Annotated in this window: 10 protein-coding genes; 5 read left to right on the top strand and 5 right to left on the bottom strand. The window is 72.5% G+C overall.

Annotated elements, in window-relative coordinates; all coding sequences use genetic code 11:
• Window positions 1–2: 2 nt before the first annotated feature.
• The gene (locus ACRAKI_RS26905; protein WP_447003292.1) at window positions 3–1,373 is read right to left on the bottom strand and encodes a hemolysin family protein; all 1,371 of its coding nucleotides are present in this window, start codon (window positions 1,371–1,373) and stop codon (window positions 3–5) included.
• A gap of 152 nt (window positions 1,374–1,525) precedes the next feature.
• On the bottom strand, window positions 1,526–2,566 hold the full coding sequence (locus ACRAKI_RS26900; protein WP_447003291.1) for a LacI family DNA-binding transcriptional regulator: 1,041 nt from the start codon (window positions 2,564–2,566) through the stop codon (window positions 1,526–1,528).
• 136 nt (window positions 2,567–2,702) lie between these two features.
• Between ACRAKI_RS26900 and ACRAKI_RS26895 the strand changes: the two genes are divergently transcribed.
• From ACRAKI_RS26895 to ACRAKI_RS26880, 4 genes are all read left to right on the top strand, one after another.
• A complete protein-coding gene (locus ACRAKI_RS26895) occupies window positions 2,703–3,842 on the top strand; it encodes a Gfo/Idh/MocA family protein (RefSeq protein WP_447003290.1) in 1,140 nt (379 codons plus the stop codon).
• Entirely contained in the window at window positions 3,839–4,957 is a 1,119-nt protein-coding gene (locus ACRAKI_RS26890) for a dihydrodipicolinate synthase family protein (RefSeq protein ID WP_447003289.1), read from the top strand. The genes ACRAKI_RS26895 and ACRAKI_RS26890 overlap by 4 nt, the downstream gene beginning before the upstream one ends.
• Entirely contained in the window at window positions 4,954–5,790 is an 837-nt protein-coding gene (locus ACRAKI_RS26885; RefSeq protein WP_447003288.1) for a sugar phosphate isomerase/epimerase family protein, read from the top strand. The genes ACRAKI_RS26890 and ACRAKI_RS26885 overlap by 4 nt, the downstream gene beginning before the upstream one ends.
• Before the next feature lie 201 nt (window positions 5,791–5,991).
• The gene (locus tag ACRAKI_RS26880) at window positions 5,992–6,852 is read left to right on the top strand and encodes a PP2C family protein-serine/threonine phosphatase (protein ID WP_447003287.1); all 861 of its coding nucleotides are present in this window, start codon (window positions 5,992–5,994) and stop codon (window positions 6,850–6,852) included.
• Window positions 6,853–6,987: 135 nt separating this feature from the next.
• On the opposite strand, the gene ACRAKI_RS26875 is transcribed toward ACRAKI_RS26880, so the two are convergent.
• Window positions 6,988–8,028, bottom strand: coding sequence for a serine hydrolase (locus ACRAKI_RS26875; RefSeq protein WP_447003286.1), 1,041 nt, complete (start codon window positions 8,026–8,028; stop codon window positions 6,988–6,990).
• A 98-nt stretch (window positions 8,029–8,126) separates the two neighbouring features.
• Here ACRAKI_RS26875 and ACRAKI_RS26870 point away from each other — a divergent pair, with 98 nt between their 5' ends.
• Window positions 8,127–8,834, top strand: coding sequence for an SDR family oxidoreductase (locus ACRAKI_RS26870; RefSeq protein ID WP_447003285.1), 708 nt, complete (start codon window positions 8,127–8,129; stop codon window positions 8,832–8,834).
• A 13-nt stretch (window positions 8,835–8,847) separates the two neighbouring features.
• On the opposite strand, the gene ACRAKI_RS26865 is transcribed toward ACRAKI_RS26870, so the two are convergent.
• Window positions 8,848–9,429, bottom strand: coding sequence for a GNAT family N-acetyltransferase (locus tag ACRAKI_RS26865; protein ID WP_447003284.1), 582 nt, complete (start codon window positions 9,427–9,429; stop codon window positions 8,848–8,850).
• A gap of 188 nt (window positions 9,430–9,617) precedes the next feature.
• On the bottom strand, window positions 9,618–12,440 hold the full coding sequence (locus ACRAKI_RS26860) for a glycoside hydrolase family 9 protein (RefSeq protein WP_447003283.1): 2,823 nt from the start codon (window positions 12,438–12,440) through the stop codon (window positions 9,618–9,620).
• Window positions 12,441–12,613 lie beyond the last annotated feature (173 nt).

Genomic DNA, 12,613 nt, shown 5'->3' with positions numbered 1-12,613 from the left:
GCTCACCGCGACAACCCCGATCGGTCGGGCAACGACGGGCCGGTGGCGCGGGCCGGGTCGGCCGCCCGGGCGACCCGGGCCACCCGCAGCTCGGCGACCCGGTGCCGGTCCATCTGCACCACGGTGATCAGCCAGTCGTCCACCCGGATCTCGTCACCGGTGTCCGGGATGCGGCCCAACCGCGCCAGCACCAGGCCCGCCACGGTCTCGTAGTCGCCCTCGGGCATCGGGAACCCGGTCGCCTCGGCGACCTCGTCGTCCCGCAGCAGCCCGGACACCAGCCACGCGTCGCCGCCCAGCCGCCGCACCGGCGCGGTCTCCCGCCGGTCGTGCTCGTCGCGCACGTCGCCGACGATCTCCTCGACCAGGTCCTCCAGCGTGACCAGGCCCGCCGTGCCGCCGTACTCGTCCACGACCAGCGCGGTCTGCAGGCCGGAGGCGCGCAGCCGGTCCAGCAGCGCGTCGCCCTCCAGCGTCGCGGGCACCGTCTGCACCGGTCGGGTCAGCGCCGACAGCGGCGTGGTCGCCCGCTGCGACCGCGGCACCCCGAACACCTGCTTGACGTGCACCATGCCGCGCACCTGGTCCAGGTCGCCGTCGTAGACGGGGAACCGGGAGAAACCCGTCTCGCGCGCCTTCGCCACGAGGTCCAGCACGGTCGCGTCGGCCCGCAGCGACTCGACCCGCACGCGCGGCGTCATCAGCTCGTCCGCGGTGCGGTCGCCGAACCGCAGCGACCGGTCCAGCAGGGTCGCGGTGCCGGGGTCGATCGTGCCGTGCTCGGCGCTGGAGCGGATCAGCGCGCCCAGCTCCTGCGGCGACCGGGCCGACGCCAGCTCCTCGGCGGGCTCCACGCCGAGCCGCCGCACCAACCAGTTCGCGGTGCCGTTCAGCGCGGTGATCAGCCACCGGAACACGGCGGAGAACCCGGCTTGCAGGCCCACGACGGCACGTGCGGTCTCCAGCGGCTTGGCGATGGCCAGGTTCTTCGGCACCAGCTCGCCGAACACCATCGACAGAGCCGTGGCCAGCGCCAGCGCGATGGTCAGCGCGATCGGCCCGGCCGCCGACGCGGGCACGCCCAGGCCGGTCAGGCCGGGGGAGACCAGCCGGGCGATGGTGGGTTCGGCGATGTAGCCGGTGATCAGCGTGGTGATGGTGATCGCCAGCTGTGAGCCGGAGAGCTGGAACGAGAGGGAGCGGTGCGCCTTCTCCACCGTCCGCGCCTTGGCGTCGCCGACTTGGGCGACGTGCGACTCGATGGTGCTGCGCTCCAGGGCGGTCAGGGAGAACTCGGCGGCGACCGCGATGAACGTGCCGATGGTGAGGAGCACCACGGCGACGATGCCGAGCACGCTGAACAGGATCGTCATCGGGCCCACCGGTGGTGGGCCGGGCGGGGCAGGCAGCCGGGTATCGGACCCGGCTCGGTACTGCAGCCCGCGGACTGCGCGTCGCGCACGGTAGGGGATCACTCCTCGTGAGGGGTGGTCGAACTCGGTCGAGTTTAGAGCGTAACCACCGGTCAGCGCAGTCCGACACCGCTGGGTGGCGACGTGCTGGCGCGCAGCACGACCTCGCCCGCCACGCGAACCGTGCGGGGGCCGGTCACCACTTCGTCCAGCACCAGCCGGGCCGCGCGCTCGCCCATCTCCTCCAGCGGCAGCCGCACCGTGCTCAGCGCCGGGACCAGGTCGCGCAGGGTCGGGATGTCGTCGAAACCGGCCACCGAGATGTCCTCCGGCACCCGCAGCCCGTGTTCCCGCAGCGCCGCCATCGCGCCCATCGCCATCACGTCGTTCACGGCGAACACGCACGTCGCACGGGTGCGCGCGGCGATCAGGTCGGCCGCCGCCGCGTGGCCGCCGTCGCGGGTGAAGTCGTTGCCGAAGACGTTGGCGTCCGGCAGGTCCAGACCTTCGTCGGCCAAGCCCGCCTTGAACCCGGCCAGCCGGTCGCGCGCCACCAGCAGGCCGGGCGGACCGGCCAGCACGGCGAACTCGCGGTGGCCGAGCGCGGCGAGCCGCCGGGCCAGCGCCCGCGCGCCGGACCGGTTCGCGGGCACCACGGTGTCCGTGCCGAGCTTGGCCTGGGAGACGCACGCGACCCGGCCGCCCTGCGCGGTGAACGCGGTGATCTCCTCGGCGAGCCGGCGGGAGGCGTTGCGGTCGGTGGTGCGGCTGCCCGCGATCACCACGGCCCGCGCCCGGTGCGCGCGCAGCGTGTTCACCAGCTCCACCTCGCGTCGCGCGTCGCGCCCGGTGGTGCCGAGGACCACGACGAGGCCCGCGTCCTCGGCGATCCTGGTCACACCGGCGGCGATGCTGGAGAAGTAGGGGTCGGCGATGTCGTGCACGACCAGGCCCACGAGCACGCTGGAGTTGCGCGCCAGCGCCTGCGCCGACGCGTTGGGCAGGTAGCCGAGCCCGCGCGCGGTGCCGAGCACCCGTTCGCGCAGCTCTCCGCTGACCTGCCGGGTGCTGCCGTTGAGCACGCGTGACGCGGTCGCGAGCGACACGCCCGCGTGCTTCGCCACTTCCGCCAGCGTGACCTGCCGCGACGCCAACGCCGCCTCCTTCGGGTTCCTGGTCGGGCGAGACTAGCCGCCCGGGAGGTTGACGTCCGAGAGGAGCCGACCGTAGCGTGTTGGAAAGCGCTTTCCAGAGCTTGGACGGCCACGGACTTTCGAGTGGGGTGTACGCATGGCGGTGCGCACGATCGGCGTCGCGTTGAACGGGGTCACAGGGCGGATGGGGTACCGGCAGCACCTCGTCCGCTCGATCCTCGCCATCCGCGAGCGCGGCGGGGTCAGGGTCGGCGACGACGTGCTGGTCCCCGAGCCGCTGCTGGTGGGCCGGAACGCCGCCAAGCTGAAGGAGATCGCCGAGCGGCACGACCTGCCGCGCTGGACCACCGACCTGGACGCCGCGCTCGGCGACCCGGAGGTGTCGGTCTACTTCGACGCGCAGGTCACGTCGGCGCACGTGTCGGCGCTGACGGCGGCGATCGACGCGGGCAAGCACGTCTACAGCGAGAAGCCGGTCGCGGCCACCCCCGAGGAGGTGCGGGGCCTGGCCCGGCACGCGGACGCCGCGGGCGTGAAGCACGGCGTGGTGGCCGACAAGCTGTACCTGCCGGGCATCCGGAAGCTGCGGCGGCTGCTGGACGGCGGGTTCTTCGGCCGCGTCCTCTCGGTGCGCGGCGAGTTCGGCTACTGGGTGTTCGAGGGCGACTGGCAGACCGCGCAGCGGCCGTCGTGGAACTACCGGGCCGAGGACGGCGGCGGGATCGTGGTCGACATGTTCTGCCACTGGAGCTACCTGCTCGAAGGGCTCCTCGGACCGGTGGAGGCGGTGACCGCGCGGGCCGTCACGCACATCCCGCAGCGGTGGGACGAGAACGGCGCGCCCTACGAGGCGACGGCGGACGACGCGGCGTACGCGATCTTCGAGATGGCGGGCGGCGTGGTCGCGCAGGTGAACTCGTCGTGGGCTACGCGGGTGAACCGCGACGAGCTGGTCGAGTTCCACGTGGACGGCACGCTGGGCAGCGCGGTGGCCGGGCTGCGCAACTGCAAGGTGCAGTCCCGGGCGATCACGCCCAAGCCGGTGTGGGACCCGGACGTGCCGTCGTCCATCGACTTCCGCTCGCAGTGGCAGGAAGTGCCGGACAACGAGGTGTTCGACAACGGGTTCATGGTGCAGTGGGAGGAGTTCCTGAAGCACGTCGCGGTCGACGCGCCGTTCGCGCACGACTTCCACTCCGGGGTGCGCACGGTGCGGCTGGCCGCGCTGGGCCTGGAGTCCTCCCGCACCGGTCGGCGGATCGAGGTGCCCGCGTGACCTCCGTGCTGTTGCCCGGCCGGGACGGCGCGTTCCGGAAGCACCGGCTGTCGGCGCCCCGCACGTGGGAGACCGGGCCGTTCACGTCGCGGGTGGCGTTCGCGGCGGCGCACGTGGTGGCGGACCCGTTCGGCGGCAACGGCCCCGGCGCGCCCGCCGTCCTCGACTGGGACGCGACCCTCGCGTACCGGGTTCGCCTGTGGGAGCACGGTTTCGGCGTCGCCGAGGCCATGGACACCGCGCAGCGCGGCATGGGCCTGGACTGGGGCACGGCGCTGGAGCTGATCCGGCGCAGCGCCGCGATCGGCGGCGGCCGGCTGTCCGCGGGCGTCGGCACGGACCACGACACGGCGGACCCGCTGACGGCGTACCGGGAGCAGCTGACGGCCGTCGTCGACGCGGGCGCGCAGCCGATCCTGATGTGCAGCCGGAAGCTGGCCGCCGCGGCGCGCGGACCCGAGGACTACCAGAAGGTGTACGCGGCGCTGCTGGAGGAGGTCGAGCAGCCGGTGATCCTGCACTGGCTGGGCACGGCGTTCGACCCGGCGCTGGAGGGCTACTGGGGCTCGTCGGACGTCTCCGCGGCCACCGGGCACTTCCTGGACCTGATCAAGGCGTACCCGGACAAGGTGGACGGGGTGAAGGTGTCGCTGCTGGACGCCTCGCACGAGGTGGGGCTGCGGCGGGCGCTGCCCCCCGGCGTGCGGTGCTACACCGGCGACGACTTCAACTACCCGGAGCTGATCGCCGGGGACTCCGCCGGGCACAGCGACGCGCTGCTGGGCATCTTCGACGCCATCGCACCGGCCGCTTCGACGGCGCTGCGCGCGTTGGACGCCGGTGACCTCGCCCGGTACGACGAGGTGCTGGCGCCGACCGTCGCGTTGTCGCGGCACCTCTTCGGGACACCGACGTACTACTACAAGACCGGCGTCGTGTTCCTGGCGTGGCTGGGCGGGTTCCAGGACGCGTTCGGCATGGTCGGCGGGCTGCAGTCGGCCCGGGACGTGGTGCACCTCGGCGAGGCGCTGCGGCTCGCGGACCTGGCCGGGCTGCTGCCCGACCCGGACCTGGCGGCGGCCCGGTGGGGACGACTCCTGGACGTGCTGACATGAGGCTTTCGTTGAACCAGGCCACCGTGAAGCGGGCGTCCGTGCCCGAGGTGGTCGACGTGTGCGTGCGGAACGGGATCCCGGCGGTCGGGCTGTGGCGCGACCCGGTGGCCGAGTACGGGCTGGAGCGGACGGCCGCGCTGGTGGCGTCGGCCGGGCTGGAGGTGTCGTCGCTGTGCCGGGGCGGCTTCTTCACCGGCCTGGACCAGCGGCTGGACGACAACCGGCGGGCGATCGACGAGACCGCCGCGCTCGGCGGCTCGTCGTGCCTGGTGCTGGTGCCCGGCGGCGTGCCGGACCGCGACCTCGTGGCGGCACGGGCGCGGGTCGCGTCGGCGTTGGAGGTGCTCGCCCCGTACGCGGAGGCGGCGGGCGTGCGCTTGGCGTTGGAGCCGATGCACCCGGTGTTCTGCGCGGACCGGGGCGTCGTGTCGACGCTCGCGCAGGCGCTGGACCTGGCCGAGCCGTACCCGCCGTCGGTGGTCGGGGTGGTGGTCGACGCCCTGCACGTGTGGTGGGACCCGTCGCTGGCGGTCGAGGTGGAGCGGGCCGGGCCGCGGATCCACTCCTACCAGGTGTGCGACTGGGTGACGCCCCTGCCCGCCGACGTGCTGCTGGGGCGCGGGCTGCCCGGTGACGGGCACATCGACCTCGTCGGGCTGACGTCGCTCGTCACCGCTGCCGGGTACACCGGGTACGTCGAGGTCGAGGTGTTCAACGAGGACGTGTGGGCGCGGCCGTACGACTCCGTCGCGGCGGACCTGGTGCGGCGGCACGCGTCGGGGTGGGAGCCGGTCGTGGACGGCGGCCACGACCGGCTCCCGGTGACCCCTTAGAGGGGTGGCGGCACAGCCGACCGGCCACCGTTCACCCCCTCATCGACAGGAGCGCGGCGGCGGGCACTGGATACACACCTCCGGGTCGAGTCGCCCGCCGGTGTGGTCCGCGCACCCCCGAAGGGTGATTCCGGCGCGGTCGCGCGGAGTCCGGCTCTACGGTCGTCCACGAAGCGGTCCTCGCCGCGAGAGGATCCGACCATGACCACACCGACCGGCGCCGCGGCTGAGCCCCCGGCACGCGCCCGGGTGGGAGCGGCCACCTCCCGGGGGCCGGCCCGTCCGCTCAACGCCGATGCCCACGTCCACCACCGCCACCGCGGCACGTTCGCGGCGGCGGTGGTGGACGGGACCGGCTCGACACCGGAGGTCGCCGACTTCGCCCACGTCGCCGCGTCCGTCGCCGCCCGCACGGCCGCGCGCGAGACCCCTGTGCTGGGTGTCATCGCCGCCGCGATCCCTTACGCCGACCCGGACCCCGAGGACGGCAGCGCCAGGCCCAACGGCGCGATCGTCGTGGCGTCGGTGCGGGCCGGCGGGTACTGGCGCATCGCCTACGCCGGCGACAGTTCCGCGTACGGCCTCAAGGACGACGGCACGGTCCACCGCTTCACGACCCCGCACACCCTCGGCGAGGAGATGCGCCGCCAAGGCGCACCGGAAGCGGAAGCCGCCGCTCACGACCACAAGCTGCGGCACAGCCTGGGCCGCGTCCCGATCGACGGCGTCGAGGGCTTCGAGGCCGTCGCCGGCCTGCTGGTGCTCGCGTCCGACGGGCTCAAGCTGCCCCACGAGGAGTTGGCGGACATGCTCCTCGAACACGGCGACGACCCGCAGCGGTGCGCCGAGGAGCTGGTCGCCGCGGCACGTGCGCGCGGCAGCCGTGACGACATCACGGTCCTGGTCATCCCCCACCCCGACCGGCGTGTGCCCACTCATCCCACCGACGAGAGGAACGACCGTGTCCCACGACGAGCAGGAGAAACCGCACGACCCGCAGAACCCGCCGGGCGACGAGAGCCCGACGCAGGAGTTGCCCAAGGTGCCGAAGTAGTCGCCTGACGCGTCGGGTGGCGTGGCGTGCGCGCACCACGCCACCCGACGCGGGAAGGCGACCTCTCGCGGCACCTCGGCACGACGGAGCCCGCGCCCGGCAGCACCGGGACGCGGGCTCCGCCGTACCTCCCCGGGGTGCGATCAGCCGCCGTTGCCCGGGCGGTACGGCTGGGCGCGGTAGGTGCGGGGGGTGGTGGCGGTGATGCGGAGCACCGAGTCGTACAGCGCCCGACCGAGGTTGGCCCGGGCCCGGACGGCCGGGTGGGTGGCGCTGTAGTTGTCCGCGTTCGCCGCCTGGTCGCCGAAGAACCGGCCGGACGCGAACAGGGCGTACGTGATGATCGGCTTGCCCGCCACGTCGAACACGATGCCCGCCTCGTTGCGCCCGTCGTCGTACCAACCGGCCTTCGTCGCCACGTTCAACCGCTCCGAGGACGACAGGTTCAGCCTGATCCCGTCCGTGAACGAGGTCAGCGATCGCAGCACCGTCAGCAGGTGCTCCGTGGACGCCGGCGACAGCAGCTCGCCCGCCGCCAGCCGGTGCAGCAGCGTGAACGTCTCCCGCGGCGTGGTGGTGCCGAGGAAGAACCGGTTCGGGTTCGCCACGGGAACCACCTGAGTGTGCACGAAACCCTTGGACCGCAGGATGTCGTTCAGCTCCAACGCGGGCACGACCAGCCCGCACAGGCGCACCGCCGTGTTGTCCGACACCGTCAGCAACGCCGCCAGCGCGTGCCCCACGGTGACCGAACTCGGGTACGCGCCGTCCAGCGCGAAGATCCCGTCCGTGTCCCGGATGACGATCGCCTCGGTGACGTCCACCCGCTGGTCCAGCGTGACCAGACCCCGGTCGACCTTGTCCAGCACCGCCACCGCGACCGCGATCTTGTTCACGCTGTACGCCTCGACCACGCGGTCCGCCTCGACCTCGACGGCGGGCCGCACCACGCCGTCCGGGTCGGCCACCCCGATGTACGACGACCACGTGCCGCCCGCCCGCGCCACCTGCGACGTGTACTTCCACGCGATCTTCCGCCGGGCCAGGTGCGCCGTCGTCGGGATCAGCGCGTCCCACTCCTCCTCGGTGGTCTGCGCCTGAGCCGTCCCGGCGGTCGAGCCCAGCACGGCGCTCGCCGCCGCCACCGAGCCCAGCCCCAACGCGAACCTGCGATTGACGCCCATGTTCCCCCGATCAGTGGATACGGTCTTTATGACGCCATGACGGCCGCCGGCGTTGTCACGAATCAGTGGTTCGATCGGAACAGCAGTAATCTGCGGGCATGGGAGCAGGGGTATTCCTCGTCACGGGAGCCGGCCGGGGCATCGGCGCGGCGACCGCGGAGCTGGCCGCGGAGGCCGGGTACCGGCTGGTCCTGGCGTCACGGGACAGGTCGTCGCTGGCCGGGCTCGCGGCGCGCCTCGGCGGCCCGGACCGGGTCTGGGCGGCCTCCTGCGACGTGCGCGAGTTCGACCAGGTCGCCGCGCTCGTCGGCCGGGTCGAGGAGGAGTGGGGCAGCATCGACGTGGTGTTCGCCAACGCGGGCGCCAGCGTCGTCACCTCGTTCACCACGACCGCCGGCGCACCGCCCGCCGACTGGAGCGACATGGTGCTGACCAACGTGTGCGGACCGGCGTTCACCGCCCGCGCCGCGATGCCCGCGTTGATGCGCCACGGCGGCCACCTCGTGCTGACCGGGTCGGCGGCCGGTCGCGGCGTGCGGCCCGGGAACCTCTACGCCGCCACCAAGTGGGCGGTGACGGGGTTGGCGCAGGCCATCCGCGCCGAGTGCGTCGGCACCGGCGTCCGCGTCACGCTGGTGCAGCCGGGGTTGACCGACACGGGCGGCATCCCGCCGTCCCGCGCCGGCGATCCCAAGCTCGCGCCGGAGGACGTCGCGCGCGCCGTGATGTACGCGGTGAGCCAGCCGCCGACCGTGGACGTCAACGAGATCCTGGTGCGCCCGGTGGGCCAGGACGCCTACAGGTGAGCAGGCGCGCCGCTCACGGCAGGTCATCGGCGGCACCCGGGCCGAACCGCGAGCGGGGATCGGCGAACCACTCGTCGGCGAGCACCCCCAGCAGCACCACGTCGTGGTGCCTGCCGGCGGAGAACTCGTGGTCGCGCAATCGGCCCTCGACCTGGAACCCGAGCTTGCGGTGCAGGGCGAGGGACGGCTCGTTGAACGCGTACACGCCCGCCTCGCACTTGCGGTAGCGGCGCTCGCCGAACATGAAGTCCAGCAGCAGACCCACCGCCTCGGCCGCGTAGCCGCGCCGCTGGTGCTCGTGGCCGATGCCGATCCCGTAGCCGAACCTGCCGACCCGCTGGTCCGTCGCGTGCGTGCTCAGGGTGCCGACCAGCACGCCGTCCGCCTCGATCGCGAGGAACAGCCGGTCGCCCTCCGGTTCGGCGGAGGCCTGCTTGGCGGTCCACGCGCGGTGGCCGGCGGCGGAGCGCGGCGGCTCGATCCGGTCCACCGCGCGCATGTCCTCGGAATGCTCGGTGAACCGCATGAACGCCTGCCAGTCGTCCGGCTCGACGCCGCGCAACCTCACCCGGGACCCCACCCAGACCGATGTCATGGTGCGAGGGAAGCAGAACCGGGCCGCCGGGCGCAGGCGGATTTCCGCGCGGTGACCGGGAGCACTGCGAGCGGCACCGCGCACAGCACTGCGCCACCGGTTGTCGGATGCGTGGTCCGGCCGCCGGTGGCGCAGTAGTGGTGGAGCCGGTGGCGGACACCGTGGGGAGCCCGCCACCGGTCATCCGGTCAGCCCTTGGTGCAGGACTGGCCGTTCACCCGGAAGTCGGTGGGCTCACCCGCACCCGACCCGGAGGAGTTGAAACCGATGTTGGCCGCACCGCCGTTGGACACGGTGCCGTTCCACGACACGTTCGTCGCGGACGCCGCCTGGCCCGTCTGGCTCCACGTCGCCGACCAACCCTGGGTGATCTTCTGCGAGCCCGGCATGGTGAACTCGAGCTTCCACCCGGACCACGACTGACCACTGGTGTTCGTCACCGTGATGTTGGCCGACATGCCGTTGGACCAGGACGAGGCCTGCCACCGCACCTTGCAGTAGTCCGCCACCACGACCGGCTTGGTCCGCACCGTCACCCGGGGCGACATCGCCGACGCCAGGTTCGCGCCGTTCTTCGCGATGACCGAGAACTGGTAGCTGCTGTCCGCCCGCAGCCCCGTCACCGTCGCCGACGGCGAGGTCACGGTGGCGACCACGCGCAGCGCGTCACCCTCCTGGACGATGACGTCGTAGGACTTGACGCCGCTCTCCGGGTCGGTGGACGCCGGCCACGTCAGGCTGACGCTCGTCGTGGTGACGTCCGACGCCACCGGGGTGCCCGGCGTCGACGGGGGAGTGGTGTCCACCGGCGGAGCCGTGGTGACCTTCTCCGCGGCCCAGTTGGAGATCCACGCGAACGCGGAGTTCCAGTTCACCGTGACCTCGTTCACCGAGTACGCCTCGATGTGGTCCACGAAGCACTTCTGCGCCTTGCAGCCCTCCAGCAGGCGCGCGGACACCGGGTCCTGCAGCGCGCTGTTCGGACCACCCGAGAGCACGCCCGGGGGCGCGGTCGGGAGGGTCGGCTCCAGCTGGTTCGCCCAGTGCCGGTGGTGCACGTTCTTCACCGGCTGGTCGCCGTAGCCCGTGACGTACGAGTACGACAGCGGGTTGCGGCCCATCAGGTAGTGCAGACCCTCGAACACGCCCGTCCGGTACTTCGCCGCACCGGTGAAGTCGTGCGCCAGCGCCAGCACCGCGATGTTGTTCGCGATCAGGCCGTTCGAGCCCCAGTCGTAACCGGTGGTCGGCTTGTACGGCGCCGGGTAGCCCTGCGTCGCCATCTGCGACAGGTGCGCGTCGGCGATCGCGGTGAACGCCGACTTGATCGCCGCGATGTCCGCCGCCGGCAGACCGTTCGGCACGAGCGCCAGCGTGATGTCGCCCAGCGGACCGGTCGAACCCCAGTCGAAGCCGCGCGTGTCCAGGCTCGCGCCCTTGAAGTGCTTCGACGACGTCACGTCGGTGCGGTAGGTCGCCTCACCGGTCGTCGCGTACATCTCCGCCGCGGCCCAGTAGAACTCGTCGGTCACCGTCGCGTCGCTGTACGAGCCGCCGCCGGTGCCGTCGTTCGGGTCGGCGATCTTGTTCGGGTTCGCCTTCGCCGCCGCGTACGCCTTCACGGCCGCCGCCTGCGCCTTGGCCGAGAACGCCGGGTCGATCGTCTTCCAGATGCGGGCCGACTGCGCCGCCACGGCCGCCATGTTCAGCGTCGCCGCGGTGCTCGTCGCCGACAGTCGCCGCGCCTGCGGGTCCTCGTGCGGGAGCATCGGCAGGCCGGTCCAGTTCGCATCGTGGATCTTGTGGTGCACCATGCCGTCGGGCGCCTGCATCTTCAGCAGGAACTCGACCTCCCAGCGCGCCTCGTCCAGGATGTCCGGCACCCCGTTGGCCCTCTCCGGGATGGCCAGCGTGCCGTCGCGCAGCGCCTGGACGTCACCGATCAGCTTGGCGCGCTCGTAGGTGTTGAGCACCTGCCACGCCGAGATGCCGCCGTTGACGACGTACTTGCCGTGGTCGCCCGCGTCGTACCAGCCGCCGCGCACGTCCAGCGTGTAGCCGCAGGGGACGGTCGAGAGGCAGGGGACGTTGTTGTCGCCCTTGTTCGGCGCGACGTCGAGGTGACCGGCGGGCCGCGCGTACTCGGCGCCCACGTACTGCGCCTCGATCTCGATGCCGCTGCGGTTGTGGTAGAAGAACGCCAGCGAGTCGTACCGCAGCTTCTTGATCGCCTCGGTGGCGATGTCGAACGGGAAGCTCGTCTCCGTGCCCACGGTCAGCGTGTAGCCGGTGCCCACCGTGTCGTACGACGAGAAGTCGATCAGGTGCGTGGAGTCGCCCGACTCGGGGTCCACGCTGCCCCTCGGCACGGTCTGGCCGGTGGCCACCGAGGCGCCCGCCGAGTTCTTCAGCACCCACGTCTGCGGCGCGGTGGCGTCGGAGGTCAGGGTGGCGTGCTTGGGCAGGCCGGGCACGTACCCGACCTGGTCGACGTTCACCTTCTTGGCCGGCAGGGCCGGGTCGCCGCCCGGCGGCTTCACGCCGCCGATCAGGGACACGTTGTCCACGCAGACCGTGGTGTCGGCCGCCTGCGCGCCCAGGTGGAACGTGACCTGCCCCGGACCGGCGTCCGGGAAGTCCAGCTCCGAGGTGAACGTGAAGGAGAAGCGCTGCTTGGTCGTGGTCAGCGCCACGTCGTGCTTCGCGATCTGCCGGTACGGGCTGACGCCCTCGCCGGCGACGGCCGCCGCCGGGCGGGCGACCGAGGCGTACGCGTCGAACGACATCGTGTAGGACTGGCCGGCTTCGAACGGCACGCCGTTCTGGCCGATCAGGGAGTCCCACGGGTTGACCGTGCCACCGGTGACGGTCGCGCAGAGCTCACCGTTGACGACCCGGTTCGACACACCGGCGCTGGCCCACCACGGGTCGGCGCCGCTGCTGAACGTGCCGTTGATCAAGCGCTCGTAGTCCGCCGCGTGGGCCGTTCCGGACGCTACCGCGCCGCTCACCGCCACTAGGGCTAGTGCTGCGGTGGCCTGACGGCGCCACCGGGGAGAAGGAAGCGATCTCATGGACTTGGGTCTCCTCCGTCTGCTCTGACGGTTGACGACGCTTCTGGGAGCGCTCCCTGGGAGCGCTCCCAGGGACTCTAGGGTGACTCGGGGCACATTCACAAGACTGA

This window comes from Saccharothrix isguenensis (genome assembly GCF_052936305.1).
Note: the sequence above shows the minus strand (reverse complement) of the source record. Positions and strands in the feature narration are given on the sequence as shown.